This window comes from Halanaerobium sp., from assembly GCF_003070835.1.
In genome coordinates this window covers 1-26,970 of the sequence record NZ_QBLR01000026.1, presented here as the reverse complement: position 1 = coordinate 26,970, position 26,970 = coordinate 1, and the positions used below count along the sequence as shown (strand labels likewise).

Genomic DNA, 26,970 nt, shown 5'->3' with positions numbered 1-26,970 from the left:
GCACCTAAAATCATTGCTGCCAGGCCGACATCTAAAGCTTTGATTTCAGAAATATAACCTGACTGTTCTGCTTTTACTTCAAAAACTCCAGCAGCAGTTGGCAGCAGTGATAAATCTTCAACAACTTTTGCATTACCGCCCTGAGCGGTTATCATCTCAGCAAATTTAGCTAAAGCCTTACCATTTTTTAAGTTCTCTCTTAAAATCTTTTTGCCCTCTTCTGCATTTTTAACCTTAGCTGCCAGCTGCAGCATTCCAGAACCAAGTTCAATACAGAGCTCAGTAAGATCTTCCGGTCCTTCTCCCCTAAGAGTTTTAATAGCCTCTTTAACTTCTAGTGCATTCCCTACTGCATTACCTAAGGGCTGATTCATATCAGTTATATAAGCTGCTGTATCTCTGCCAACTTCTTTGCCGATAGCAACCATTGCTTCCGCAAGCTTTTTAGCACTGGCAAAGTCTTTCATAAAAGCACCATTACCGGTTTTAACATCAAGTACAATCGCATCCGCTCCTCCAGCCAGTTTTTTACTCATAATACTGCTGGCAATCAGAGGAATTGACTCCACTGTTGCTGTAACATCCCTTAAGGCATAAAGCTTTTTATCAGCCGGAGTTAAATTTCCTGTCTGACCGACAACTGCTACTCCGTGCTGATTTACATTATCGAAAAATTTATCTCTACTTAAAGAAGTGTTAAAATTAGGAATTGACTCTAATTTATCAATTGTACCTCCAGTGTGGCCCAAACCGCGGCCTGACATTTTAGCAACTGGTATTCCAGCTGAAGCAACTAAGGGAGCTAAAATAAGAGTGGTTGTATCTCCAACTCCACCGGTGCTGTGCTTATCAACCTTAATCCCCTCAATCGGACTTAAATCTATCATATCACCCGACTCTGCCATCAGCATGGTTAAATTGGCAGTTTCTTCAGCATCCATCCCCTGAAAATAAACTGCCATTGCCCAGGCTGAGATCTGATAATCCGGTATATTCCCCTCAACATAACCGTTAATTAGAAACTCTAACTCTTCTTTATTAAGTTTTTGACCTTCTCTTTTTTTATATATTATATCATATGCACGCATTTCTAAACCCTCCTGCTAGATATTTTTTATAATACCTCTCATCAGTTTGATAAAATCAGGTCTTACTTTTTCGGCAATCTCTACAACCTCTTTGTGATCTAAAGGTTGATTTAAAACTCCTGCAGCCATATTTGTTATACAGGATACTCCCACAATTCCAAGCCCCATATGGTTGGCTGCAATTACTTCTGGAACTGTAGACATCCCAACAGCATCAGCACCAATCGTTCTTAAAAATTTGATTTCAGCCGGTGTTTCATAACTGGGACCTGATTCAGCAGCATAAACACCTTTTCTGGTCAAAATACCATTTTCCCGAGCGACATTTTCTGCTACCTCAATAAGTTCTTTGTTATAGGCCTCAGACATGTCGGGAAAACGAGGACCAAAGTCAGCAAAATTTTCACCAATTAAAGGGTTATCTCCCATTAAGTTAATGTGATCAGAAATAATCATAAATTCCCCGGCAGAAAATTCTTCATTAACTCCACCAGCGGCATTAGTCAGAATCAATTTTTCAATTCCAACTTCTTTCATTATTCTAACCGGCATAACCAGTTCCTGCATCGAATAACCCTCATAATAATGGGTTCTTCCCTGCATGGCGATAACTTTTTTCCCTTCCAGTTCGCCAATCACAAAGCGTCCAGCATGACCCTCAACTGTAGAAATAGGAAAGTTATTGAGCTCACCATAATCTATATAAACAGGATTTTCAATTTCCTCAGCCATTACACCAAGCCCTGAACCCAAAATAAGTCCAATTTCCGGCCTGTAATCAAGCTCATCAGCGATAATTTCAGCATTATTTTTAATATCTTCAAGCATAATTAAAACCTCCATTAAAGTGTTTTTATAAATTTAAGTTCCAAAATTAAATTATAAATTTACCATCACGGTAGATCAATTCACCATCAGCATAAATTTCTCCACCGTCTTTCATATCACAGAGCATATCCCAGTGGATAGTAGAAATATTCTCGCCACCTGTTTCTGGATAACTGCGGCCCAGCGCTAGATGAATTGTACCTCCAATTTTTTCATCAAACAACATATTTCTTGTAAATTCGGTAATTCCTTCATTACAGCCTACTGCTACCTCACCAACATAACGGGAACCTTCGTCTGTATCCAGCAGTGAATGCAGTAATTCTTCACCTTTAGCTGCTGAGGCATTGATTACCTTTCCGTTTTTAAATTCCAGCCGAATATCTTCAATTTCCTTGCCGCTGTATATCCCGGGGAAAGAAAATCTAATCCTACCCTCAACACTGTCTTCAATCGGTCCTGTAAAAACTTCACCACCTGGATAATTTTCCTTACCCTTATCTGCAACCCAGGTTCTGCCGCCAACCTTACACTTTAAATCTGTATCTTTGGAGATGAAATGCAGCTCATTTTTTTGATTTAAAATCTTAGCGATTCTTTCCAGTTCCCTGCCAAATTCAGTCCAGTATGCAACCGGATCCTTTTTATTGAGGTGGCAGGCCCTGTAGACAAACTCTCTGTAGTCACCTAAAGACATTCCTGCTTCCTGAGCATCAGCGTGGGTTGGGTACTGACAGATATTCCAGTTTAATGAACCTTCTGCAGCCCGATTCATTACAATTTCGCTTATTTCTTTTCTGGCAATTGAATGTTTTTTTATTTTTTCCGGATCAATACCGGCTAAATTTTTTGTGTTGTTGTGGCCGAGAATTCTTAAAGAAGCATCGACATTTTCCATTAAATATTTGGTAAATGGTGCACTGTAATCAAGCTGTTCCTCAGAGGCATATTTATAAAAAAGTTCTTCCTGCTCGGCAAATTTAGTGATTACCAGCGGGTGGCCTCCATTTTTTAAAGTTTCTATATAAACCTCTTTGATCAAATCCTGACTGACATCTTCACCCTGGATTAAAACCTGATCTCCTTTTTTTATTTCAAGTGAATAATTAACAAGTAATTCAGCATATTTTTTTAATTTCATATCTGCCATAATTTAACCTTCTTTCTTTTTTTTGTTTTAAAATTGAAGAAAATAGCTTTTTTAAAGATATCTAAAAATTAAAATATAACTTTGCCGTAAGTTCCGCCACCACCTGATTGGAAACTAAAATCATGTTCACGGGCTTTTTTAATCTTTTTAAAAACTCTAGAACTCATACACTCTTTTAGCTCAGTCTGTGCTAAATTATGAATAACATCCATTTCCGTACCGCAGTTTTTAAAAAGTTTAGCGGCAGTCTTTTTACCAATTCCTGGAATATCAAGCAGTGGAACCTGATAGATATATTCCGGCCTGTGGGCAGGATGCTGGGGACTCGGATTTTCTGCAATTTCTAAAATTCTATCTTTTACCCCAACCACAACTTTATCAGAACCACAGTCTGGACACTTTAGTACAGCTTTAGAACCACTAAAAATTTTGTCACAGTCCTCACAGTGACTGCGGTGATATTTTCCGAGTTCAGGATTTAAACCGTAATTTTTGCTAATTCGGTGACCGGATTCCCGCCTTAAAGCTTTCAATACAGATTTAAAATTTAAAGCTTCCAGCTCCATAATATTATATTCTCTGGCTATTTTGGGAAGTGAATGAGCATCGGAATTACTTAAAAAAGTTTTGGCAGCTAATTCTGGCATTAAGTCTGCCATCTCAGTATCTGCACTGAGTCCAAGCTCAATGGCAGGAATTTTGTCCCACTCTTCATCTGAAAAAACCTGGCTGTAATTACTAAAAGCTCTGCCATAAAAACTTTTATGAGGTGTAAAGATATGAGCTGGAATTAAAATTCCACCATGATAATCGACAATTTTTAAAAGTTCATTCCCTGTTAGACTGGCAGCCTGAGAGCTTAAAGTTATATTAGTGATATAATTATCCATTGTGGTGCTGAAATTTTTTATCTGTTTTATTCTGGGGAAAAAGGCAAGGTAATGAACCTGACCGCAATTTTTTTCTCTACTTTCAATTTCTGCCCCTGGTAAAACCAGCAGCTGGTCTGAATAGAGAATTCCACCTTCAGCCAGCTCTCTCATCTCGCCGGCTGCAAGCATTCTATCGATATCTTTTAAAACCACTGGTGAAGCACAGTCGATAATTCCAATAATATCAAGCCCTTTTTTAAAAGCGGCTTCTTTTAAAATATTGGGAAAGTTAAGCTTTCGGGAAGCAGTTATTTTGACCGGACTGCCGTCACTACCCCCACCAATATGAATATGTAAGTCTGCAAAGTACTGCTTTAACATTAAAAATCACCAAGATAATACATTACTGCGATCAAAGTTTTACTGTCCTTAATTTTTCCAGCTTTAAGCAGTTCCCTTAATTCTTCTCTACTTTTAGGAACAACTTCAATATATTCTCCCTCTTCTAAATCTCTACCAACAAATTTCAAATTTTCCGCCTGATAGATATAAATTGTTTCCGTACTGTAACCCGGGGTCGGGAAAAATTCAAATAACTTAGTAAATTTTTCAGCGGTATAACCTGTTTCTTCCCGCAATTCTCTGCCGGCACAGTCGACCACATCTTCATCCAACTCTAATTTTCCGGCCGGGATTTCATAAATAACTTCATCAACCGGGTATCTGTACTGTTTGATTAATAAAACCTTTCCAGCTTCATTTTCTGCCAGCACAGAAACACCACCACTGTGTTCTACTACTTCGCGAGCAGATTTATGTTTGTCAGGAAATTCAACTTCATCTCTATATAATCTTAAAATATTTCCTTCATATATTGTTTTACCTGCGGTCTTTTTTTCTTTTTTTATCTCCATTATAAGCCTCCGTTTATGAAACTTTTAAATTAACCATTATTGTATCGGCGATTCTGGCAATAAACTGTGAATTGGTCGGCTTAACATTTTCGTTAATATTATTTTTAAAGTATTTTTTCAGTGCTGTTTGATTTCCCCGCTGCCAGACAACATCAATTGCATGTCTAATAGCTCGCTCAACCCGACTGGGAGTAGAATCAAATTTTTCTGCCACCTGGGGGTAAAGTTCTTTGGTTACCGCACCAAGTAAATCCATATCTTTAATTACCAGTTCAACAGCCTGACGCACATAGCGGTAGCCTTTGATGTGAGCTGGGATTCCAAGTTCCTGGATAATTTTAGTTATTAAAGGTTTATAGTTTCCATTTTCAACCTCTAATTCTGCATTTTGAACTGTAAAATTATCAGCAGCACCACTCTCTGCTTCCATGAGTTGTTTTATTCTCTGGGTCAGTTTATCCAGGTCAAAGGGTTTCATAATATAATAATGAACTCCAAGTTCAAGTACTGTTTTCATTATTTTATCATGTCCCATTGCAGTTAGGGCAACAATTTTCATTTCATCTATTAGTTCTTTGGAGTTTAACTCTTCTAAGACCCCAATCCCATCCAGATGAGGCATTATTAAATCTAAAATTAATACATCCGGCTTTTTATTATTTTCAAGATATTCCAGAGCCTGCTCACCGTCATAAAGCATTCCCACTACATTAAACTCGTCATTTTCATCAAAAAATTCAGCTAAAAGCTGACAAAATTCCTTATTATCATCAACAATCAAAATATCAATCGTCTTTTCCATAATATTTCCCCCTCATTTATTTAAGTACTGTAAAATCTTTTTCAGTCCCTGCTGAAAATATATTGTTAATATCCCTTATAAAATTAATACACCAATTAAAAATAGTATCTCCCTATTATTCAGCCATCAGCAGTAATTCTTCTGCATGAGCAAGAGTTTTGTCAGTCATTTTTGTCCCACCAATCATCCTGGCAATCTCTTTAACTCTTTCGGCTCTATCTAAAGCATAAATTTGAGTAAAAGTTCTGTTTTCTCCCTTTTCTTTTTGAATTAAGAAGTGATGGTTTGCTGCACTTGCCAGCTGAGGTAGATGTGTAATACAGATAATCTGTCTGTCTCTGGAAATCTGAGTAAGTTTTGAAGCCATCTTAGCAGCTGTTTTCCCACCAACTCCACTGTCAACCTCATCAAAAACCAGGGTATCAACCTGATCAAGATCAGCGGTAATGGTTTTTAGTGAGAGCATTATCCGTGATAACTCTCCTCCGGAAGCAATTTTAGAAAGTGATTTTAATTCTTCACCCCGGTTGGGAGAAATTAAAAATTCAATCTGGTCAGTACCATCAGCAGAAATTTCTTTTTCTTTAAAATCAACTTTAAACCTGACATCTTCCATTGCCAGATCCTGAAGCTCATTTTTTAACTGTGTTTCTAAATTTTTAGCAGATTCCTTACGGTACCGGGAAAGCTTTTTAGACTTATCAGTAAGCTCTTTTTTTAATTCTTGTTCCCTTTTAGTTAGTGAAGCAATTTTTTCTTCAACATTCTCTAATTTATCCCTTTTTTGATAAAGTTCCTGCAGATAAGAAATTACCGTCTCTACGTCTTCTCCGTATTTTCTCAACAGAGTATTAATCAGATCCAGACGGTCACTAATCATTGAAATTCTTTCCTCATCATAGGCAAAAGAACTTTCAAAATCACTTAAATCAAAGCTAAACTCTTCCAGTCCATAATAAATATCAGCAAATTTTTGATTTAGATCTTTTAATTCCTGATTATAATCTTCAATTTCTGCAAATTTATTTTTTAGAACTGAGAGCCGATCCATTATTCCCTTATCTTTGTAGTCATCACCACTAAGAGCAGATATTAGTTCGGCCACAACTCTGTAGATTTCCTCTCCGTGAGAAAGAGTTTGATATTCCTTTTTTAACTCTTCGTATTCTCCTTCTTTTAAGGCTGCCTCTTCAATTTCTTCAATCTGGAAATTAATAATATCCAGTTCTCTTGCCCTCTGAGAATCATCAATTTCAATTTCAGAGAGCTCCTGGCGCAGCTGAAGCAGTTTTTGATACTGGCTTTTGATTTCGCTTTTTAAAGGCTTAATTTTATCACCAATAAAAGCATCGAGAACCATCAGGTGAGAACTCTGATCTAAAAGCAGCTGATGCTCATGCTGACCGTGGATGTCAATCAAATAGCGGCTGATTTTTTTAACGATTTTCAGGGTAGCCAGCTGACCGTTAATCAAGGTTCGGTTGCGCCCATTTTCCCGAATTTCCCTGGCAATCAGGATTCCACTCTCCTCTTTTTCAATTCCGGCATCACTTAAAATTTCATTAATTATTTCGAGCTCTTCAGGCTGAAAAAAAGCAGAGATATAGGCTGCTTCTTTACCACTGCGGATTATATCAGTATTTGCCCGGGCTCCAAGCAGCAGATCCAGAGCTCCGATAATAATAGATTTACCGGCACCGGTTTCTCCGCTTAAAATATTTAATCCCTGTTTAAAATTAATGTTTACCTTATTGATTAAGGCAAAATTCTTAACCTGTAAATCACTGAGCATAATTTTTCCTCCTGTCGGTTACAGTTAGGCAAGGTGCATTTTTTCTTTAACAGTGGTATAAAAAGTTCGATCAGGTAATTTAATAATTGATAATTCCTGGTCTGCCCCACTAATATAAATCTCATCACCGGGAATAATCTCATTCTTCTGTCTGCCATCAGCACAGCCTTTAACAGAGCGACCATCACTATCTACTTTGATTCTGATTCTTTCTTCGGCAGAAATCACCATCGGCCGCAGATGGAGATTATGGGGACAGATTGGAGTAATCAAAATCGCTTTGATCTGACGGGGATTAATAATTGGTCCTCCAGCCGAAAGAGAATACGCTGTGGATCCAGTTGGGGTAGCAATAATTAAACCATCACCCCGAAAATTATTGACAAGCTCATTATTAATATAAAGCTCTATTTTAAGCATCTGAGAATCTGGATCCCTGTTAATTACATAATCATTGAGAGCATAACTGCTGTTTATTTTTTCTTTACTTCGGTAGTGCTCTGTCTGCAGCATCATCCTCTTTTCGATATTGTAATTATTATTATCAATCATTTCCAGAGCCTTGATCAGCTCATCAGTTTCCACATCTGTTAAAAAACCAAGGTGACCGACATTAATACCCAAAAGTGGAATCTCACTGCCAATAAAATGGTGAGAGCTGTGCAGAAAAGTTCCATCTCCACCAATGATTATTATGTAGTCTGCTTCTCTTTTAATTTTTTGATAATCTGCTCCTCTTTTTTTCTGGGCAAGCTGATAAGCAGCCCGCTTTTCAATTAGAAATTCTTTATCCCTTTTTTCAAACCACTCAACAGCTCTTTCAGCAACAGTAAAGGCTTCTTTTTTATCTAAATTAACTATTAATGCAGCTTTATTCATTTTAAGAACCCCCCAGCTCTGTATGGGCTGTCCTGACAGTTTTATTGATTTTATCCTGCCAGCTCTGACAGTCAAATTCAGGCTTATTTTCGCAATATCTGAGATGAACTAAATATTCAATATTTTTACTCTGGGCACCAGTGATTGGCGAATAATTTAAGGCAAGTGGTTCAAAACCCTCTTTAAGAAAAAAATCACTTAAACTTTCAATTACATCTATATGTACTGCCGGGTCTTTAACCACACCATTTTTGCCGACCCGTTCTCTGCCGGCTTCAAACTGTGGTTTAATTAAAGCAATAAAATCACCATTGTTTTTAATGAATTTCTTAACTCCTGGTACAATCAGCCTCAGGGAAATAAAAGAAACATCAGTAACTACCAGCGGAACTTCAACTGGCAGCTGATCCTTTTCTAAATGGCGAAAATTACATCTCTCCAGCACCTCAACTCTTTTGTCCTGACGGAGTTTCCAGGCCAGCTGACCGTAACCGACATCAATGGCATAGACTTTTGTCGCTCCGTGCTGCAGCAGACAATCGGTAAAACCACCTGTAGAGGCACCGATATCAATTGCTTCTTTAGCTGCCGGGTCAACTGCAAAAATTTTCAGTGCTTTTTCCAGTTTTAGTCCTCCCCGACTAACATATGGGTTTTTATCACCCCGATACTCAATTTCAGCTTCCGGATCGATTTGAGTTCCTGCTTTATCTTCTCGCTGACCATCAACAAAAACCAGACCGGCCATAATAGCTCTTTTTGCCTGAGATCGGCTTCTAAACATACCTCTTTCAGTTACTACAATGTCTAATCTTTCTTTTCTGGCCATAACTTATTTACCTCCTCTGCCTGAGCAAGCAAAGAAAGAGCATTTTTAAGAATACCTCTGGCATCCAGCAGGTATTCTTTCTTCATTTCATCCATTTCACCCTGGCTGACAAACTCATCGCCAACTCCAATTCTCCTAATGTTTTTCGGAGAAATACCTCTGTCGGCGGCAAGCTCCAGGACAGCAGAAGAAAAGCCTCCAGCCAGTACCTGTTCTTCAACAGTAATAATATTTTCTGAGTTCTTAAGTGCTCTGATAATCATCTCTTCATCCAGCGGCTTAATAAAACGAGCATCAACTAAAGCTGTTTTATAGCCATTATTATTTAAAATCTCAGCTGCTTTTTGAGCTGGATAGACAGTTGAGCCAACTGCCAAAATAGTAAGGTCCATTTCAGTTTCAATTTTGATTAATTCCTCTGCCTTACCGATCTCCAGACTTTTTAATTCTTCAACTTTAAGGGGGGTATAATCTCCAGCAGCACTACCCCGTGGATAGCGGAGTACAGCTGGCCCCTCATGGTTAACAGCAGTATATAACATATGCTGCATCTGTTCTGCATCTCTGACTGCCATCATGACTAAATTGGGCACAGGGCGCAGAAAAGAATAGTCAAATAAACCCTGATGAGTTTCACCATCATTACCGACAATACCTGCTCGATCAACAGCTATAGTTAAATCTAAATTCTGGATCGCAGCATCGTGAATAACCTGATCATAGGCCCGCTGCAGAAAGGTTGAATAAATTGCACAGACAGGTTTCATTCCACCTCTGGCCAGACCAGTTGACATAGTTACCGCATGCTGTTCGGCTATCCCGACATCATAATATCTTTCTGGATAAGAACGAGCAAATATCTCCATTCCTGTTCCAGAGGGCATAGCAGCAGTCACTCCAGCAATTTTTTTATCTGACTCAGCCATCCTAGTTAGAGTTTGACCAAAGATTTTACTGTAACTTGCTTTTGTTTTGACCGCCTTTGAACTACCGTCTTCAATATTAAAAGCTCCAACACCATGAAATTTATCAGGATTATTTTCAGCAGGTGGGTAGCCCTTTCCTTTTTTAGTTATAACATGTAAAAGCACAGGCCCTTCGATCGCTTCTGCCTGTTTAAAGTATTTCATTAATTCAATAATATCATGACCATCTACAGGTCCCAGATAGTTAAAACCAAATTCTTCAAAAAGAACTCCCTGAATAAAGCTGTATTTTAAAGCGCTCTTAACCCGATCAACTGTACTGGAAACAGTTTTGCCAAAGCGAGGAATCTTATTAATTAAAAATTCTATATCTTCCTTGACTCTTTTTAGAGTTGGATCATTTCTTAAATTGGCTAAATAATTAGAAATAGCGCCCACATTATTGGAGATCGACATCTCGTTATCGTTTAAAATAACATTTATATCAGCACCAATATGACCGGCATGGTTAAGAGCTTCAAAAGCCATTCCACCAGTCAGAGCTCCATCACCGATTACTGCATAAATGTCTCCCATCTCGTCAAGGTTTTCCCTTGCCATAGCCAGTCCAACTGCTGCTGAAATTGAAGTGCTGCTGTGACCGGCTCCAATAATATCGTGAGGGGATTCAGCACACTTGGGATAACCACTCATCCCATCTTTCTGTCTTAAATTTTTAAAGCAGTCTCTGCGTCCGGTTAAAATTTTATGGGTATAAGCCTGGTGTCCAACGTCCCAGATGATTTTATCTGTGGGACTGTTTAAATAATGATGCAGGGCAATTGTTAGTTCTACTGTTCCCAGGTTTGAAGCCAGATGGCCGCCTGTTTTTGAAATATTTTCCAGTAAAAATTCTCTAATTTCAGCAGCCAGTTCTTTTAGCTGAGACCCCTTTAATTTTTTTAAATCATCTACTCCATTTATTTTTGCTAAATAGTCACTCATTAAATCCACCTCTTTTTTAAAAAACCGTAAATTTTATCATAAGTCAGATGAAAAAATGCTAAGAAACGGCCAACTAGAAAAATAATTTTTGTCGAGTTCTTCATTCCAAAATATTTAAAAAATGCCTTTCCACCAACAGTTAAGGCTGAAGCCAGTCCAATTATTATCAGATTGGTCCATAAATTTGAAAAACCATAGTAGTTAATCAAATCAATTGCAATTACTGCACTGATTGCACCACTGATAGTTCCACAAATATCACCAACTATATCACACATTAAACTTGCTACTTTATCACCATTTTTAGCCAGATAAAGGGAAGTTTTAGCACCAAATATTTTTTTTGCTGCCTTTGCGTTAAACGGTTCAGTCCTGGCAACAGTAGCTGCCACTCCAACCATATCAGATAAAACACCTACTATAATAATAATTAACAGTATTATTACTGCCATCGGTAGGGGTACAAACTGTACCTGTGTCTGCGAGACTGATGAGACACTTACCGCAATAAGAAAAGTCATAATAGCAATAATAATACTGCTCTTTAAATTAGCCAATATATTCACCTCAATTAATAAAATAACAGATGGTAATATAATAGATAAATGCTGTGTCATAGGTCCAGCAGGTTTTCCCCGGGAATTCCTGTCTGTCGCCATTCAGGAGATTTCTCTTTAAATTCCCGCTGCAGGGTCTCCCTCTGCAGAGCTGGATTACCACTCAGAACACACTTTAATCCCTATTATATCCCTTCTGGACAGTCTAGAAGTTTTCCTTGACAGCATTTAAACTATCTCCTAGCTTCTTTTGCAGTACTGGTTTCCAGCAGGTTCAACCCAGGGCTGGATCCAGGCGCCTGTGTTTTGCTACTGTCTCCAGTACCACTTCAAAGCAGGCTACACTGCTCAACCTTGCGGTTAGAACAGGTGAACCTGGCCTTGCTATGTATTTAATAACTCGACCAGGCCTCCGCGGGAAAGGGGTCAACGCCCACATGCCGTTGTGGATCGCCCCAAGCCCTTATCTCCCTGCAATGGCCCCCGACTGGGCGTCAGCAGCCATTACAAAGAACTTCATCGATATGCCCGTTGACGGATTTTTAGGCCCGCCTTCAAAGATAGTATGCTGACTAGAATACTGCACCATCTGCATTTTAACTAATTATAACATATTTATATTAACCCTTCAATTAATGCTGACGGTTCAGGATGTAATCAACTAAATCCTTTAAGTTTTCTGCTTTATCCCCAAAGATATTTAAGGCTGATTTCGCTTTTTCAGCGTGATCCTGAGCTGCTTTTTTAGCTTTTTTAAGTCCCATAAGTTTAGGATAGGTAGATTTATTCAATTCTTCGTCTCTACCGACTACTTTCCCCATTTTCTCGGTCTCTCCTGTAAGATCAAGCAGATCATCAACAATCTGAAATAAAACACCAATATTTTCGGCATAATTTAGCAGTGCGTCTTTCTCAGCTTCTGTATAATCAGAACAGTAAAGCCCATTTAAAACTGAAGCCTTAATTAGGGCACCGGTTTTTGCTCGATGGACTTTCTGCATTTCCGCAAGGCTTAACTCTTTATTTTCAGCCTCCAGATCCAGAACCTGACCACCAACCATTCCCTGATAGCCTGAGAATCTGGCAGTACTGGTAATTATTTTAATTCTGGCTTCAGGCTCAATTTCAAGCTCAGATAAAACTTCAAAAGCATAGGTTAATAGTGCATCTCCGGCTAAAATTGCAGCTGCCTCTCCAAAAACAAGATGGTTTGTCTTCTTCCCCCGCCGCAGCTGATCATCATCCATTGCCGGCAGGTCATCATGAATCAGAGAATAACTGTGAATCATTTCCAGAGCTGAACCAGCCTTTAAAGCAGCCTGATAATTACCAGCCAGTAATTCCACAGTTAAAAGTGATAAAACCGGCCTAATCCGTTTACCACCTGAGAGCAGGGTATACTTCATAGCCTCAGTTAATTGAGGAGCTATTTCTCCCTTTAAATTCATCAGCTCTTCTAAATTGGCTTCAACTTCTTTTGCTTTCACCTTCAAAATATCTTTTATGGTCTGCAAGTCTAATCCTCCTCAATCTCAGAATCAAAGGGAACTTCCTCAGAAAATTCTTCATCTTCTTTAAGCATTAATTCAATCTTTTTTTCAGCTTTATCCAGTTTTTGATGACAGAATTTTAAGAGCTTCATCCCCTGGCTGAATTCAGCAAGAGTTTTATCCAGAGATAAACCACCTTTTTCCAGGTCTTCTACTATTTTTTGTAGCCTCTCCAGTGCTGATTCAAAATCTAAATCCTCAGTTTTAATTTCTTCCTGATTTTCATTAAATTCAATTTCATTTTTATCTTTACTCATCTATTTCACCAACTTTTCTACTAGCTTTTACTTCCAGATCTAAAAGTCCATCACTCAAACGGGCCCTGAGCTGATCTCCCTGTTCAATCTGCTCTACTGAGCTGACTGTCCGCTCAGCCTGATCCTGAAGAATAGCATAACCCCGGTCCAGAGTTTTGAGTGGACTTAAATTATTTAGCCTCTGATATAATAGCTGGTATTTATTTTCCCAGTCATTATATTTTCTTTCAATCTGATGATTTAATTTCGTTTCTAAACTATCAAGTTCCTGTTCATAATTTCTAAAAAGTTCTTCTGGTGATGCAAAAATTCTACGTTCAGAAATATTCTGAAGTTTATTTTTCAGCTCTCTGACCCGGCCAGAACCACTGTTTAAAAGCCTCTGAGATAGGTTATCAAGTCTATTTAATATTTCCTCACGGTTAGCCGTTGCCAGTTCTGCTGCTGCAGAGGGTGTGGGTGCTCTCAGGTCAGCTACAAAATCTGAGATAGTAAAATCAGTTTCATGACCAACACCACTGATTACTGGTAATTTAGAATTATATACTGCCCGGGCCACCACTTCTTCATTAAAGGGCCAGAGGTCTTCAATCGAGCCCCCACCCCGGCTGATAATTATCAGGTCAATATCATCGCGGCTGTTTAAATATTCAATCCCGGCTGTAATTTCACCCTTAGCCAGATCTCCCTGTACATGAGCCGGAACTATCAAGACAGAAAAATTACCAGAGCGTCTTTTCATCACTGAAAGAATATCTCTGATTGCTGCCCCGGTGGGAGAAGTTACAATTCCAATTTTGCTGGCCAGAAAGGGAATTTCTTTTTTCCTGCTCTCTGCAAAAAGACCTTCTTTTTCCAGTCGGTCCTTTAATTTTTCAAAAGCCTCGTAAAGTTTTCCCTTACCTGCTTTTTCCATCTCCCGGGCATAAAACTGATATTCTCCCCGCTGGGCATAAATATCAAGATTACCTCTGGCCTCAACCTGCATTCCTTCCTCCGGCTCAAAGTCCAGAGAAGAGTTGTAACCCTTAAACATTACAGTTTTTAGCTGTGAGTTCTTATCCTTCAGGGTAAAATACATATGACCTGAACTGTGGTGGTAAAAATTTGAAATCTCACCACTAATCCAGAAATCAGAAAGAAGAGCATCTTCTTTAATTAAAGACTGAAGATACTCTGTGATTTCCTGAACTGTATAGATCTTTTTTTCTTTTTTTGAAAATAGATTATCCTGATATAAATCTGACATAAAATCAACCACTCTATTTTTTAGATTTCTCTAGCAAATAATTCTTGATATTTTCAGCTGCTGTCTTACCGGCACCCATCGCCTTAATAACAGTAGCAGCTCCAGTAACAACATCTCCACCAGCATAAACACCTTCACGGCTGGTCTGCTGATCGTCATTGACCTCTATTCCACCCCAGCTTTTAGTTTTTAAATCTTTAGTATTGGAAGTTAAAAGTGGGTTTGGATTCTGACCGATAGCAATGATTACTGTATCTAGGTCCAGCATCCAGTTAGATCCCTCAATCGGAATTGGGCGTCTTCTGCCAGAATCATCTTTTTCACCGAGCTCCATCTGCTGGCATTCCATCCGAGCAACTCGACCTTCTTCTCCATGAATTGCAACCGGATTATTTAAGAGTTTAAACTCAATTCCCTCTTCCTGAGCATGATGGATTTCTTCACTGCGGGCAGGCATCTGCTCTTCAGCTCTTCTGTAAACTATATATACATCCTCGGCTCCGAGTCTTTTAGCTGTTCGGGCGGCATCCATAGCAACATTTCCTGCGCCAACAACAGCAACTCTATCACCGACTACAACCGGAGTCTTATATTCTGGATATTTAAAGGCCTTCATTAGGTTAACCCTGGTCAAAAACTCATTGGCAGAATAAACTCCATTTAGGTTTTCACCGGGGATATTTAAAAATCTCGGCAGACCTGCACCAACACCGATAAATACTGATTCATATCCCTGCTCAAATAATTCGTCAACTGTAATTGACTTCCCTACTACGACATTCAACTGAATATCGACTCCCAGTTCTTTGATTGCCTCAACTTCCTGGTCAACAATTTCTTTGGGCAGTCTGAATTCTGGAATTCCATAGCGCAGAACTCCACCTGTCTCGTGCAGTGCCTCAAAAATCGTAACATCAAGGCCGTATTTAGCCAGGTCGGCTGCTGCGGTTAATCCAGCTGGTCCGGCTCCAATTACAGCTACTTTTCTGCCTTCTAATTCAGGCACCTTCATTTTTTCTATTTCTTCGGCACTGGTTCTATCTGTACCGCGCTCCATATTATAATCTGCAACATAACGCTCCAGACGACCGATAGCTACTGGCTCATTTTTAATCCCCATTACACAGACATCTTCACACTGTTCTTCCTGAGGACAGACCCGGCCACAGACAGCTGGCAGATTGTTTTTACTTTTAATGATCTGATTTGCCTCGACCACATCACCATCAATTACTGCCTGAATAAACTGAGGAATCGGTACATGGACCGGACACCCCTCAACACAGGGCTGGTGTTTACACTGCAGGCATCTTTCTGCCTCAACAACTGCTTCATCATCACTGTAGCCAAATGGAACCTCTTTAAAATTCTTAATTCTCTCTTCTGGCGCCTGTTCTTTCATCGGCGTTTTCTTTTTCTGTAAAGCCATTACTTATCCTCCTCGACTGCTGTATCATGAACTAAATCTTCTTCATTCTGATAAAAGTTAAGTCTGTTCATTAATTCTTCAAAATCAACCTGATGGGCATCAAATGCAGGACCATCAACACAGGTAAACTTTCTTTCTCCACCTACAGTTACCCGGCAGGCACCACACATTCCTGTTCCATCAACCATAATTGTATTCAAGCTGACTATTGTTTTTATTCCATACTCTTTTGTCATATCAGCCACTGCCTTCATCATTGGTACCGGTCCAATAGCCACTACTAGATCGATGTCATCTTCTTTTTCCATTAGATCCTTTAAAATATCAGTTACATAACCGTGATGACCATAACTACCGTCATCAGTTGCAATAAATAATCTGTCACTATACTTCTCTAATTCTTCTTCTAAAATAATTAAATTTTTGGTTCTGGCTCCGGTAATACTGATTACTTCAGCACCCTGCTCATAAAAACCTCTAACCTTTGGGTATAAAAGGGCTGTTCCTGACCCTCCACCGAGTAAAACTACTTTTTCGTAGCCTTCCAGATCAATATGGTGGCCTAAAGGACCAACTATATCCTGAATTTGATCTCCTTTATCCATTTTTCCTAATAATTTGGTTGAATAACCGACCTCCTGAAAAATAATAGAGATCACACCGGTTTCGCGATCATAGTCTGCAACAGTCAGCGGAATCCGCTCACCCTTCTCATCTACTCTTAATATGATAAAATTACCGGGCTTTGTTTTCTCGGCAATCATTGGCGCCTTGACCTTTAACTTTGTAATTGTTGGTGCCAGAACTTCCTTTTCTAAAATCTCGTACATAATTTCCCTCCTGAATTTTAAAAACTTGAGCAAAAAAATACTGCTTCTATACTTTATTCTTTAACAGTTCCCTTAATTCCTCCCTAATTTTAGAATTAATTCGAACTGGAGTCAAGTTATTTTTTTCTTAAAGTCTTTACTGTAATTTTTTATTAAGATAAACAATATTTGAAAAAACTCCCTTGACAAAGACAAATATTTAAGTTAAAATATAATTTGTCAGTGCGAAAGTGGCGGAACTGGCAGACGCGCTAGGTTCAGGGTCTAGTGGTCTCACGACCGTGAGGGTTCGAATCCCTCCTTTCGCACCATTTTAATATAGCAGTGATAAGAGTCCTCTTTAGGGCTCTTTTTTTATTTGCTATAAAATATACTCTAATGCGTTTTGCCTGCGAGCTGCCTGCGAAACAAAATTTTTAATGCTAGTTTATCTACATTAGTATAGTACAGTTTACTATATATTTGTTATTTTTGCAAAAAGAAAGACTAGCTCAGTGGCTGGGTGATTTAATCTTAAATTTTAATTCCTCCACAAATACAAAAAACCTCCAGAGCTTTCACCCGGAGGTTAAATAACAATCTAATATATAATACTAAGTCCTTCACATTAATATATTCAAAATCAAACTAAGCTTCAAGACTTTCTACAAAATCTTTGATCCTCTTAATTCCCTCTTTAATTCGCTCTTCTCCTAAAGCAAATGAGATGCGGACAAAATCATCCATTCCAAAAGCTATACCGGGTACCACTGCTACCTTCTTTTCCTGTAAAAGCAGATCAGCAAAAGAAAGTGAGCCATCAATCTTCTCATCTTTAATTTTTCTGCCCTCTAATTCTGAAATATCAATAAAGAAATAAAAAGCACCTGCCGGTTTAATAGCCTTTAGGCCTTTAATCTCAGCCAGCAGTTCGGCTGTCAGATCTCTTCGCTGCTGATAAACCTCTCTGCGCTCTTTGATAATCTCTTTGAGCTGATCATTGGCCAGCGCTTTTGCACTTGCATACTGAGCAATAGTATTTACATTTGAAGTAGTGTGGCTCTGAATTTTAGCCATATTTTTAATCCATTTTTGATTTGCAAAACCAAAACCTACCCGCCAGCCGGTCATCGAATATGACTTAGACATTCCATTAACTACTAATAGTTTATTCTTTAGCTGTGGAAAAAGTTCAATCATTGATTTAAATTCTTTGTTGTCATAAAGCAGCTTATCATAAATTTCATCACTAATAATAAATATATCTCGCTCAATTAAGACTCCAATTAGTTCCTCAAGTTCTGAGGCAGAATAAAAATGACCATCAGGATTTGAAGGTGAATTGATAATGACTGCCTTAGTGTTTTTTGAAATTGTACTTCTTAATTCTTCTGCTTTTACTTTATACTTATTTTCAGCTTTAGTTTCAATCAAAACTGGCTTACCACCGGCAAGTTTAACTAACTCCGGGTAGGAAACCCAGTAAGGCTTGGGGATTAATACCTCATCTCCCTCTTCTAATATAGCTGAAAGGCCATTAAAAAGAACCTGTTTACCACCATTACAGACAATTACTTCATCTGTTGAATACTGATGTGAATAATCAGCAGCAAATTTAGCAACTGCCGCCTCTTTTAATTCCGGTAGACCTGAAGCAGAGGTATAGCCTGTATAGCCTTTTTTCATTCCTTCTACTGCTGCCTCTTTAATAAAATCAGGTGTCGGAAAATCTGGCTCTCCCACACCAAAACTGACCACATCTTCTCCTGCTGCTGTCAATTTACTGGCCGCTGTACTGACAGCAATAGTTTTTGACTCTTCAATTTTTGCAATTCTTGCTGAATAATCCATCTTCACACCCCATTAACTTATTTCTTTGATTGAACCTGGCACCTAAATCGTTTTATTGAACCAGGTCCAAAAAATTTTTAAAAAAAAGAAGGCCCTAAGCCCTCTTTTTAAGCAAATTTAGACAGTATTCCATTTATAAATGATGGTGAACTATCATCTGCATATTTTTTTGCAATTTTTACTGCTTCATTAATCGCAACTTTTGCCGGGATTTCATGCTGAATCTCATAGGCAGCAATTCTTAAAATATTCCTGTCAATTGCCGGCATCCTTTCGATATTCCAGTTAATTGCATACTGGTCAATCTGAGCATCTAAGAGCTCAAGTTCCATAATAATGCCCTCCAGAAGCTCTTTGGCATATAAATCATCAGCCAGAGCACCTTTTTCATTCATAAAATCTCTGTAGCTCTTTCTTGAATTTTCAAGGTCAAGCTTTTTTCTGATATCCAGTCCGTAAAGAATCTGTAAAACCCAGATCCTCTGTTTATGTCTCGAAACATTTTGCATAAAGAAAATACCTCATTTCTAACTCTATTTAAATCTTTCTGGAATAATTCTTAGTATAAAATCTTTCAAATCTTCTTCAAAACGCCAGCGCGAGCCTAAATAATAGCCAACTAGAGTGGTTATAAAGAGCAGCAGAGTTTTAAAGAAACCAATGGTTAAAATCAAAACTCCAATAATTAAGCCAATTAAGGCTCCACAGATTTTTTTGCGGTTAAGATAGATAAATTGAATTAGCTCTTCATTAAGTTGATTTTTATCCATTTATTGACCACCTCATTCTACTTCTTCAGGCAGTTTATTATCTTTGCGCACATCATCAATTCTTATTTGAACCTTCTCTACCTGAATGCCTGTGGTCTGCTTAATATAGCTCTTTAAATCGTGCTGAATGCTTTCGCTAATAGCTGGTAAATCACCGGGCACTGTTAACTTTCCACTTAATATAATTTTTAAGCCCTCTTCTTTTTCTTCAAGTTTGATTTTAATATCATCGAATCTCTGTTTTTCTTTAACTCGATCTTTAATCAGGTTCGAAAGAGCGGAAATAGTAATTGTAATATCTCCTGACTCTGAACTCAGCAACCTGGTTGATTTGAATTTCCGATCGGTAAAGTAAGGGTAGAGCACAAAAAGGGCCATGATTAAAAAGGCTAGATAGACCACTGCTGCCTGCCAGTTATTATAGCTTGCAGAAATTAGATCGGGAATAAAATTCATCGATAAAAGCCCAAAACTATATAGAGAAAGAGTAATTGTTAAAACGATAAGAATTAAAGCGATTAAAAAGGAAAATATATTTTGTATAATTTTCATGGCTTAACCTCCAATCATTTTTGAAAGAAGAATTTATTCTTCATCTTCTACTTCCTCTACTTTATTTTCAGCTTCTTTCTGTTCTTCTTCCGGAAAGTTAACTCCCTGAACATGAACATTGACTGCCTTAACATCCAGGCCAGTCATTCCCTCAATTGCCTGTTTTACATTATCCTGAATTTTCCAGGCTACATCTGGAATAGAATTACCATATTCTATAATTACATATACGTCTACAGAAGCTGTTTCATCAGCAACTTCTACTTTAACCCCCTTGCTGAGGCTTTTTCGGCCAAGCATATCAGCGATTCCACCTGCAAGACCGCCACTCATTCCAGCCACACCTTCAACTTCAGTTGCCGCCAGACCGGTAATTATCCCCACAACTTCGTCAGCAATTTTAATGCTTCCTTCTTCATCCTTCTCCGCTTCTACTTTTTCAGCTTTAATATCTTTAATTTCTTCTTCACTCATAATTTAACCTCCTTCTATTTACTAAATAATTATCTTTTAATATCAGCCAGCAGTTGGTTTTGTTCTGAATACTGACCAACAATTAAAGCTCCAATTTTTTCTTCTTTGTTTTTAATTACTTTTACATAACTTTCGTTATCTTCCAGAACTTCTTCCTCGTAATCCCCTTCTTTATTTAATTCTCCCAGAGAAACCACATTAATTCCGGCAACCTTTAGTTTGTGAGAGGGCACATAGCCGTCAAATTCAGCCTGACCTCCACTCATTACCGTTCCAGCTACTCTTCCCTGGGCTAGAGAAGGAGGCCAGATTCCGTAAATTTTATCATTAAATTCTGCCACATCACCGGCAGCATAAATATCAGGATTGGAAGTCTGCATTTTGCTGTTAACTAAAATACCTTTGTTTTTATCTATATCCAGATTTTCAACCAGAGAAGTGTTTGATCTTACCCCGGTCGAAATTAAAACTAAATCAGCTTCAATTTCACGGTCTTCCATGATAACTTTCTCTACACTCTGTTCTCCTTTAAAGCCCTTAGTTGAAGCATCTGTAACTACTTTTACATTATTCTGCTTCAGTTTCTCCTCCAGCAGATCCCCACCTCTTTGATCAAGCTGCATTGGGAGCAGATAGGGTGCAACTTCTAAAACTGTCGTATCCAGGCCGGCCTTAGCAAAATTATAGGCTATTTCCAGGCCTAAAAGCCCTCCCCCTACCACAACAGCCTTTTCTGCTCTTTCTGCTGCCTGATTAATTTCCTCCAAATCAGCTGCAGTTCTTAAGGTGAAAATATTATCCAGATCAACACCAGAAAATGGGGGAACAAAGCAGTGAGAACCATTTGCCAGCAGTAATTTATCGTATGTATACTGATCCTTTTTGCTTTTTAAAAGCTTATTCTGACTGTCAATTTCAATAATCTTTTCATTAAGATGAAGTTCAATATTGTTTTCTTCAAACCATTTTTGATCATTGATAATAATATCTTCTACTTCAACCTCACCTGAAAGACATTCTATCAGCCGCGGTCTATAGTAAAAAGGATATTTTTCATCTGTAAAAATTGAAATCCTATCTTCACTTTTTCGATTTTTAAGAATCTCCTTTGCTGCAGAAACTCCTGCAGCTCCAGCCCCAATGATTAAATAATCCATCAAAAAATTCCCCCTTCAAAAGTATTTAGCTGTTTGCTCTTTCGATATATTCGTTGCTGCGGGTATCTATTTTTAAAATATCTCCTTCTTCAATGAATAAAGGAACCTGTACAACCAGACCTGTTTCCATTGTAGCAGGTTTGCTGCCTCCAGAAACAGTATTACCTCTAATATTCGGCTGAGTATCTTCTACAATTAACTCAACAAAAGTTGGAAGTTCTATATCAATCGGACGTCCCTGATAAACAGCTATATCAAGTTCCATATTTTCCTTCAAATATTTAACCTTATCTCCCAGCTGTTCTTCACTGAGATGAAACTGTTCGTAAGTATCATTGTCCATAAAAATATAGTCACTACCATCCCAGTATAAAAACTGCATCTTCTTTTTTTCGACATGGGCAGTTTCTACTTTTTCTCCCGCCTTAAAAGTCTTATTAATTGTGTAACCTTCTTCAACATTTCTTAATTTAGTTCTAACAAATGCGCTGCCTCTGCCGGATTTTGAATGTTGAAATTCTATTACCTGATAAACCTCTCCATCCAGCTCTATTGTTAAACCAGTATTAAAATCATTTGTTGAAATCATTTAAAGCACCTCCACTATTTTTTACTGCAGTTCAATTATAGCAGAAATTAGCTTTTTAAACAAATTATTAAGCTTTAAGTTCAGCGTTTTGGCTGAATGAGAGTTTAATAAGCTTTCTGATAATCTAAATTTATAAAATTATCAATTCCTTGGGAGCTGAATTTAAGACCTCACAGCCATTTTCAGTGATTAATAGGTCATCCTCAATTCTTACTCCTCCCAGCCCTGAAACATATATCCCGGGTTCATCTGTAACTACCATTCCTGGTTTTAAGTTATCTTCCGAGGTATAGGAAACTCGCGGACCCTCATGAATTTCAAGTCCAACTCCGTGACCCAGACCATGACCAAAGTTATCTCCATAACCGGCATCTTTGATTAAATCTCTGGCAATCTTATCTGCTTCCACACAGCTCATTCCGGCTTTGATTTCGGCAATCACTTTCTCTTGGGCTCCTAAAACCAGCTGATAGATTTCTTTTAATTCCGAAGCCGGCTCCCCAACAGCAACTGTCCGGGTGATATCTGAATGATATCCCTGATAAACAGTGCCAAAATCAATGGTTACCAGATCTCCTTTTTCTATTAGTTTATCTGAGGCAACCCCATGCGGCAGAGCCCCCCTTTTACCAGAAGCTACTATAAAATCAAAGGCGTTGGCCTCCCCACCATTTCTTTTCATAAAAAATTCCAGCTCCAGGGCAATTTCTTTCTCACTTTTACCCACTTCGATAAAATCTAGTAAAAACTGGAATCCCTCATCGGCAATTTCTACTGCTTTTTTTATTTTCTGAATCTCATTTGAATCCTTAATCATTCTTAAACTTTCAACAACTGATTCAACTGGATTAAGGTTCTCTAATTCCAGTTTTTCTTTTAACTGCTGGTATGTTTTAAAGTTGAGATCCTGGCTTTCAAAACTTAAATTTTTTATTTTTTTTCTTTTTAATAATTCTGCAAAACCTTTAATGAAATTGCTGCTTATTTCTTCGATTACACAGCCATCTGTCTGATCTGCTGCCTGATCTAAATAGCGAAAATCAGTAATAAAAATACTGTCTTTTTCGGTAATCAGAAGTTTACCTGCAGTTCCGGTAAACTGACTTAAATAGCGAACATTTTCTTTTTTAGTGACTAAAAAAGCCTCTATATTTTTTTCTTTCATTTTTTCTCTGAGCTTATTTATTCTTTTCTCCATAACTAATATTTCTCCTTTCTTAATACCTCTTTTATTCCATCCAGAGCCAGCAGATATCCCTGTACTCCCAGACCGGTTATCTGACCAACAGCCGCCCCTGCAGTTATTGATTTTTTTCTAAATTCTTCCCGGCGGTGAATGTTGCTGATATGGACTTCAATTACCGGCAGTCTTACAGAAGCCAGAGCGTCTCTTAAAACCACACTGGTATGAGTCAGTCCACCTGGATTAATGATTACTCCATCCAGCTTTTCGTAATTTTGATGCAGATAATCAACAATTTCTCCCTCATGGTTGCTCTGCATGATTTCTATTTCTAAATTAATTTCTTCTGCTTTAGTCTTTAAATCTTCGTTCAACATTTTTAAGTTAGTTGTCCCATAAATTTCTGGTTCTCTTAAACCCAGCATATTTAAATTTGGTCCATGAATTACAGCCACTCTCTGCATAAATATTCCTCCATGTATTTTTGAATATTTTTGTGATCAAATCTATCACTTAAATAAGTATCTCCAAGATCATTAATTAAAACCCACCACATTTTATTATCACTAATCTTTTTATCATGGGCAATATAGGAAGCAAGTTCTTCGGCATCAATATTTTCGGAAGGGAAAAGCTGATAATCAAAACCCTGAATCAGCTTGATAATTTTTTGGAAAGCTTCCTCATTTAATTTTCCGATTTTATGGGATAAAAAAGCCGTAAAAGCAATTCCCATTACTACTGCCTCACCGTGTTTGTATTTGAACTTTTCCGCTCCTTCTACTGCATGACCGAAACTGTGGCCCAGATTAAGTTTTTTTCTTAATCCCCTGTCCTTAACATCTTCACTGACATAATAATCCTTCATCTCAAGAGAAATTTTTGAAATTTCAAGCAGGATATCCTGGTCTAAATTAAGAATTTTTTCTTTATTATTAGCTAAAATCTCAAACAATGGATTGCCGCCAAGGACAGCATATTTAATAACTTCACCCAGTCCTGATTTTATTTCTCTAATTGCCAGGGTTTCAAGCCACTGCAGCTGATAATAGACCAAATCTGCCTGATAAAAGCTGCCGATTAAATTTTTAGTGTCTCTAAAATTAACAGCTGTTTTGCCGCCAACACTGCTGTCAAGCTGAGAGATTAAGGTTGTGGGCATCTGGATTAGTTTTAAGCCTCTTAAATAGGTTGAGGCAATTAAACCTCCCAGATCACCAATGGTACCGCCACCAAATGCAATTACATAATCAGAGCGGCTGAAATTATTCTCATATAAAATATCATATGCCTTTTTTAGATACTGAAGGTCCTTAATCTGTTCTCCAGCTTCAAGTTCCAATTTAATCAGTTCAGCATTTTCTTCCATTAAATTAATAATCGGCTCAGCATGATTATCCATTACTATTTGATCGGCCAGCAAAAATACTTTTCGGCCACTGATCATTTCTAAAATTTTACTAAAACTGCTCTGTTTAAACTTTTGATCAATCAGCACCGGATAGGAAGAATCCTGGGCTTTGATTTCAATTTTTAGTTTTTGATCGGGAAGCTCGGCTAAAATTAAATCCACAATCTCTGCTGCCGAATAGCGATCACTGTCAAAGTGAGTCGGGATCTGCTGATAATATTTTTTCCTTTCAGTTAAAAGTGAATTAATTTTTGCCAGCGGATTATCAACTTCAAGCAGAGGTCTAATTATCTCATCACTATTATTTCTCCTTAAAACCTCTTCTGCACTGACATCAAGACAGAAAGCTTCTGCCTGTTCCAGCATTAGCTGCCGCAGCTCATCATTTAAAACCGCGCCACCCCCTGGAGCCAGAACCAGATCCTGCTTAGAACTCAAAAGCTCAGAAATAACTTCTTTTTCAAGCTTTCTAAAATAATCCTCACCTTTAACAGTGAAAATCTCTTCAATACTCATTTTTTCTCTAGCTTCAATTAAATCATCACTGTCATAAAAATTTAAATTCTTTTTATCGGCCAGCATTCTAGCTACAGTGGTCTTTCCTGCTGTCATAAAACCGGTTAAAACAATTTTCATCTACTACTCTCCTCCTCAAACTAATCATCTTTAAAATTTATAATATATGCTCCAGCAAAACCAAGGATGGTCCAGAATACGGGAGCTACTGTGACAACACTTATATTTAATACTGCCTGAAGTACATAGGCAAGTATAGAAAAAAACAGAGTTAATTTAATAAATTTCTTGAGGCCTTCTTTCTGAGCCAGCTCAATTTTTTGCACGGCTTTTGGCCGCAGCTGAAATAAAACATATGCAATTAAGGCTAAATAAATTATTAAAGCAGGTATTCCTGCCGTTACCCCAAGCTGAAGATATTCTGAATGTGCTTTATCAACTATCTGATTTTTACTGCCGGCAAATTCTCTGTATTTCTGCTGGGGAAATACTTCAGCAAAATTATCAGGGCCTGCTCCCAGGATTGGATTTTCAAGCAGCAGCGGTAGAGAATTTTTATAAATGAAGATTCTATTTGATCCCACCCTATCTATTTCCTCCTCTTCAGCTGAAGAAAGATCCTGCAGATCGTGGAAGATACTGATAAACCTGAGCCCGGTTAAGCCACTGTGAAAGGAATTTAAAAAGATAGTTATTAAAATGAAAACAAGAAACAGTTTGAGAATTTCCTTTTTCTTCTGCTTAAGATAATCAAAAAGCAAGATAACTGCTGCTGTTACTGTTAGAAAAAAAGCAAGCCAGGCACCTCTGGTTGCTGTACTCAGCAAAAAGCCATACACCAGAGAGCTGCCTGTAAAAGCTGCAATTTTATAACTGTTCTGTTTTAAAACCAGATAGAGCAAAATAAAGGTGGGCAGAACTAGAACAGCAAAACTGGCAGCAAAATTAGGATTACCAAAGGTAGCAAAGGCTCGGTACCAATTCTCTCGTAAAGGATCTCTTTTAATAAAGTCAAAACCAAAATACTGCAGCAATCCATAAATTGATAAAACTGCCGCAGAAGCCCAGATTAAATAGGCGTAGATTTTAAAGTGATTTAATTTTTTTACCAGATTTGCAGTTAAAAAACTGAAAAAAAGATAGGCTGCCAGGGCAATAAACCCCTCCCAGCGATAAATTCTCCCATTTAAAGCTGTAAATGGATCAACAGCAAAATAGGTTGAAAATGAAAACATAATAAAAAGTGAAAAAATAAGATAATTAAAGACATTATTTTTAATATTATCCTGATTTTTAATTATATAGATCAGAAATAGGATCAGCAAAATAAAAGCACTGTAAGTTAGAACTTTTAAACGGGGAAAATAAATATTATCAAAGCGCAGCAGCTGATAGCTATTATCAGCCCTCTTAAAAAGCTGAAATTCCTGATAAAAGGGTAAATAGGCAAATAATATCAAAAAATTTGCAGAGAAAATTAGATAGATAATTATATTTTTTAGATTTATCTTTTTATCAATTTTAGTCAGCAATCTGATCAGCTGCCTTTCAT

At 37.8% G+C, this 26,970-nt stretch carries 27 protein-coding genes and 1 tRNA gene; 1 reads left to right on the top strand and 27 read right to left on the bottom strand.

The window, feature by feature from the left end; translation table 11 throughout:
* The 16 genes from CI949_RS04920 to CI949_RS04845 all read right to left on the bottom strand — a co-directional run.
* On the bottom strand, positions 1-1,088 hold a 1,088-nt coding region (locus tag CI949_RS04920; protein ID WP_290763491.1), incomplete at its 3' end, for a pyrimidine-nucleoside phosphorylase.
* Positions 1,089-1,103: 15 nt separating this feature from the next.
* Positions 1,104-1,916 (bottom strand): purine-nucleoside phosphorylase, encoded by an 813-nt coding sequence (locus CI949_RS04915; RefSeq protein ID WP_108140794.1) that lies wholly within the window; start codon positions 1,914-1,916, stop codon positions 1,104-1,106.
* A gap of 46 nt (positions 1,917-1,962) precedes the next feature.
* Positions 1,963-3,066, bottom strand: coding sequence for an aminopeptidase (locus CI949_RS04910; RefSeq protein ID WP_290763488.1), 1,104 nt, complete (start codon positions 3,064-3,066; stop codon positions 1,963-1,965).
* Positions 3,067-3,134: 68 nt separating this feature from the next.
* Positions 3,135-4,319 carry an endonuclease Q family protein gene (locus CI949_RS04905; protein WP_290763485.1) on the bottom strand — a complete coding sequence of 395 codons (1,185 nt, stop codon included), beginning with the start codon at positions 4,317-4,319 and terminating at the stop codon, positions 3,135-3,137.
* Positions 4,319-4,852, bottom strand: a complete 534-nt coding sequence (locus CI949_RS04900) for an NUDIX hydrolase (protein ID WP_290763482.1) — start codon at positions 4,850-4,852, stop codon at positions 4,319-4,321. Before CI949_RS04900 ends, CI949_RS04905 begins: the two co-directional genes overlap by 1 nt.
* Before the next feature lie 13 nt (positions 4,853-4,865).
* Entirely contained in the window at positions 4,866-5,654 is a 789-nt protein-coding gene (gene spo0A / locus CI949_RS04895) for a sporulation transcription factor Spo0A (protein WP_290763479.1), read from the bottom strand.
* Positions 5,655-5,769: 115 nt separating this feature from the next.
* Entirely contained in the window at positions 5,770-7,446 is a 1,677-nt protein-coding gene (gene recN / locus CI949_RS04890) for a DNA repair protein RecN (protein ID WP_290763476.1), read from the bottom strand.
* A 24-nt stretch (positions 7,447-7,470) separates the two neighbouring features.
* On the bottom strand, positions 7,471-8,325 hold the full coding sequence (locus CI949_RS04885) for an NAD(+)/NADH kinase (protein ID WP_290763473.1): 855 nt from the start codon (positions 8,323-8,325) through the stop codon (positions 7,471-7,473).
* A gap of 1 nt (position 8,326) precedes the next feature.
* Entirely contained in the window at positions 8,327-9,154 is an 828-nt protein-coding gene (locus CI949_RS04880; protein WP_290763470.1) for a TlyA family RNA methyltransferase, read from the bottom strand.
* Positions 9,133-11,064 (bottom strand): 1-deoxy-D-xylulose-5-phosphate synthase, encoded by a 1,932-nt coding sequence (gene dxs / locus CI949_RS04875; RefSeq protein ID WP_290763468.1) that lies wholly within the window; start codon positions 11,062-11,064, stop codon positions 9,133-9,135. Before dxs ends, CI949_RS04880 begins: the two co-directional genes overlap by 22 nt.
* The gene (locus CI949_RS04870) at positions 11,064-11,630 is read right to left on the bottom strand and encodes a hypothetical protein (RefSeq protein ID WP_290763494.1); all 567 of its coding nucleotides are present in this window, start codon (positions 11,628-11,630) and stop codon (positions 11,064-11,066) included. The genes dxs and CI949_RS04870 overlap by 1 nt, the downstream gene beginning before the upstream one ends.
* A gap of 623 nt (positions 11,631-12,253) precedes the next feature.
* Positions 12,254-13,135, bottom strand: a complete 882-nt coding sequence (locus tag CI949_RS04865; protein WP_290763465.1) for a polyprenyl synthetase family protein — start codon at positions 13,133-13,135, stop codon at positions 12,254-12,256.
* Positions 13,136-13,137: 2 nt separating this feature from the next.
* Positions 13,138-13,428, bottom strand: coding sequence for an exodeoxyribonuclease VII small subunit (xseB, locus tag CI949_RS04860; RefSeq protein WP_290763462.1), 291 nt, complete (start codon positions 13,426-13,428; stop codon positions 13,138-13,140).
* Positions 13,421-14,677: an exodeoxyribonuclease VII large subunit gene (xseA, locus tag CI949_RS04855; protein WP_290763460.1), complete on the bottom strand. Its 1,257-nt coding sequence runs from the start codon at positions 14,675-14,677 to the stop codon at positions 13,421-13,423. The genes xseB and xseA overlap by 8 nt, the downstream gene beginning before the upstream one ends.
* Before the next feature lie 13 nt (positions 14,678-14,690).
* Complete coding sequence (gene gltA, locus CI949_RS04850; RefSeq protein WP_133530027.1) at positions 14,691-16,106, bottom strand: NADPH-dependent glutamate synthase; 1,416 nt, start codon at positions 16,104-16,106, stop codon at positions 14,691-14,693.
* Positions 16,106-16,936, bottom strand: coding sequence for a sulfide/dihydroorotate dehydrogenase-like FAD/NAD-binding protein (locus CI949_RS04845; RefSeq protein ID WP_108139895.1), 831 nt, complete (start codon positions 16,934-16,936; stop codon positions 16,106-16,108). The genes gltA and CI949_RS04845 overlap by 1 nt, the downstream gene beginning before the upstream one ends.
* Before the next feature lie 224 nt (positions 16,937-17,160).
* On the opposite strand from CI949_RS04845, the gene CI949_RS04840 reads away from it, so the two are divergent.
* A tRNA-Leu gene (locus tag CI949_RS04840) sits at positions 17,161-17,247 on the top strand.
* 316 nt (positions 17,248-17,563) lie between these two features.
* Here the strand turns inward: CI949_RS04840 and CI949_RS04835 are convergent.
* From CI949_RS04835 to CI949_RS04785, 11 genes are all read right to left on the bottom strand, one after another.
* A complete protein-coding gene (locus tag CI949_RS04835; RefSeq protein ID WP_290763455.1) occupies positions 17,564-18,766 on the bottom strand; it encodes a pyridoxal phosphate-dependent aminotransferase in 1,203 nt (400 codons plus the stop codon).
* A 107-nt stretch (positions 18,767-18,873) separates the two neighbouring features.
* Complete coding sequence (gene nusB, locus CI949_RS04830) at positions 18,874-19,275, bottom strand: transcription antitermination factor NusB (protein ID WP_133530025.1); 402 nt, start codon at positions 19,273-19,275, stop codon at positions 18,874-18,876.
* 24 nt (positions 19,276-19,299) lie between these two features.
* Entirely contained in the window at positions 19,300-19,536 is a 237-nt protein-coding gene (locus tag CI949_RS04825) for a DUF2273 domain-containing protein (RefSeq protein WP_133530024.1), read from the bottom strand.
* Positions 19,537-19,548: 12 nt separating this feature from the next.
* Positions 19,549-20,088 (bottom strand): alkaline shock response membrane anchor protein AmaP, encoded by a 540-nt coding sequence (gene amaP / locus CI949_RS04820; RefSeq protein ID WP_133530023.1) that lies wholly within the window; start codon positions 20,086-20,088, stop codon positions 19,549-19,551.
* Between the two features lie 33 nt (positions 20,089-20,121).
* Positions 20,122-20,562 (bottom strand): Asp23/Gls24 family envelope stress response protein, encoded by a 441-nt coding sequence (locus tag CI949_RS04815; RefSeq protein WP_133530022.1) that lies wholly within the window; start codon positions 20,560-20,562, stop codon positions 20,122-20,124.
* Positions 20,563-20,591: 29 nt separating this feature from the next.
* A complete protein-coding gene (locus CI949_RS04810; RefSeq protein ID WP_290763448.1) occupies positions 20,592-21,719 on the bottom strand; it encodes an NAD(P)/FAD-dependent oxidoreductase in 1,128 nt (375 codons plus the stop codon).
* A 25-nt stretch (positions 21,720-21,744) separates the two neighbouring features.
* Positions 21,745-22,308: an elongation factor P gene (efp, locus tag CI949_RS04805; protein WP_108139881.1), complete on the bottom strand. Its 564-nt coding sequence runs from the start codon at positions 22,306-22,308 to the stop codon at positions 21,745-21,747.
* A gap of 130 nt (positions 22,309-22,438) precedes the next feature.
* Positions 22,439-23,506, bottom strand: coding sequence for a Xaa-Pro peptidase family protein (locus CI949_RS04800; protein WP_133530020.1), 1,068 nt, complete (start codon positions 23,504-23,506; stop codon positions 22,439-22,441).
* A 2-nt stretch (positions 23,507-23,508) separates the two neighbouring features.
* Positions 23,509-23,955, bottom strand: coding sequence for a type II 3-dehydroquinate dehydratase (gene aroQ / locus CI949_RS04795; protein ID WP_108139877.1), 447 nt, complete (start codon positions 23,953-23,955; stop codon positions 23,509-23,511).
* Positions 23,937-25,538, bottom strand: a complete 1,602-nt coding sequence (gene aroB, locus CI949_RS04790; RefSeq protein WP_133530019.1) for a 3-dehydroquinate synthase — start codon at positions 25,536-25,538, stop codon at positions 23,937-23,939. The genes aroQ and aroB overlap by 19 nt, the downstream gene beginning before the upstream one ends.
* Positions 25,539-25,558: 20 nt before the next feature.
* Positions 25,559-26,970, bottom strand: a 1,412-nt coding sequence (locus CI949_RS04785; protein ID WP_290763426.1) for an O-antigen ligase, incomplete at its 5' end; no start/stop codon positions are given.

Bases quoted from the DNA above. Each gene is read 5' to 3' on its own strand.
- CI949_RS04915 (WP_108140794.1), bottom strand. From the start codon at position 1,916: ATGCTTGAAGATATTAAAAATAATGCTGAAATTATCGCTGATGAGCTT.
- CI949_RS04910 (WP_290763488.1), bottom strand. From the start codon at position 3,066: ATGGCAGATATGAAATTAAAAAAATATGCTGAATTACTTGTTAATTAT.
- CI949_RS04905 (WP_290763485.1), bottom strand. From the start codon at position 4,319: ATGTTAAAGCAGTACTTTGCAGACTTACATATTCATATTGGTGGGGGT.
- CI949_RS04900 (WP_290763482.1), bottom strand. From the start codon at position 4,852: ATGGAGATAAAAAAAGAAAAAAAGACCGCAGGTAAAACAATATATGAA.
- spo0A (WP_290763479.1), bottom strand. From the start codon at position 5,654: ATGGAAAAGACGATTGATATTTTGATTGTTGATGATAATAAGGAATTT.
- recN (WP_290763476.1), bottom strand. From the start codon at position 7,446: ATGCTCAGTGATTTACAGGTTAAGAATTTTGCCTTAATCAATAAGGTA.
- CI949_RS04885 (WP_290763473.1), bottom strand. From the start codon at position 8,325: ATGAATAAAGCTGCATTAATAGTTAATTTAGATAAAAAAGAAGCCTTT.
- CI949_RS04880 (WP_290763470.1), bottom strand. From the start codon at position 9,154: ATGGCCAGAAAAGAAAGATTAGACATTGTAGTAACTGAAAGAGGTATG.
- dxs (WP_290763468.1), bottom strand. From the start codon at position 11,064: ATGAGTGACTATTTAGCAAAAATAAATGGAGTAGATGATTTAAAAAAA.
- xseB (WP_290763462.1), bottom strand. From the start codon at position 13,428: ATGAGTAAAGATAAAAATGAAATTGAATTTAATGAAAATCAGGAAGAA.
- xseA (WP_290763460.1), bottom strand. From the start codon at position 14,677: ATGTCAGATTTATATCAGGATAATCTATTTTCAAAAAAAGAAAAAAAG.
- gltA (WP_133530027.1), bottom strand. From the start codon at position 16,106: ATGGCTTTACAGAAAAAGAAAACGCCGATGAAAGAACAGGCGCCAGAA.
- CI949_RS04845 (WP_108139895.1), bottom strand. From the start codon at position 16,936: ATGTACGAGATTTTAGAAAAGGAAGTTCTGGCACCAACAATTACAAAG.
- CI949_RS04835 (WP_290763455.1), bottom strand. From the start codon at position 18,766: ATGGATTATTCAGCAAGAATTGCAAAAATTGAAGAGTCAAAAACTATT.
- nusB (WP_133530025.1), bottom strand. From the start codon at position 19,275: ATGCAAAATGTTTCGAGACATAAACAGAGGATCTGGGTTTTACAGATT.
- CI949_RS04825 (WP_133530024.1), bottom strand. From the start codon at position 19,536: ATGGATAAAAATCAACTTAATGAAGAGCTAATTCAATTTATCTATCTT.
- amaP (WP_133530023.1), bottom strand. From the start codon at position 20,088: ATGAAAATTATACAAAATATATTTTCCTTTTTAATCGCTTTAATTCTT.
- CI949_RS04815 (WP_133530022.1), bottom strand. From the start codon at position 20,562: ATGAGTGAAGAAGAAATTAAAGATATTAAAGCTGAAAAAGTAGAAGCG.
- CI949_RS04810 (WP_290763448.1), bottom strand. From the start codon at position 21,719: ATGGATTATTTAATCATTGGGGCTGGAGCTGCAGGAGTTTCTGCAGCA.
- efp (WP_108139881.1), bottom strand. From the start codon at position 22,308: ATGATTTCAACAAATGATTTTAATACTGGTTTAACAATAGAGCTGGAT.
- CI949_RS04800 (WP_133530020.1), bottom strand. From the start codon at position 23,506: ATGGAGAAAAGAATAAATAAGCTCAGAGAAAAAATGAAAGAAAAAAAT.
- aroQ (WP_108139877.1), bottom strand. From the start codon at position 23,955: ATGCAGAGAGTGGCTGTAATTCATGGACCAAATTTAAATATGCTGGGT.
- aroB (WP_133530019.1), bottom strand. From the start codon at position 25,538: ATGAAAATTGTTTTAACCGGTTTTATGACAGCAGGAAAGACCACTGTA.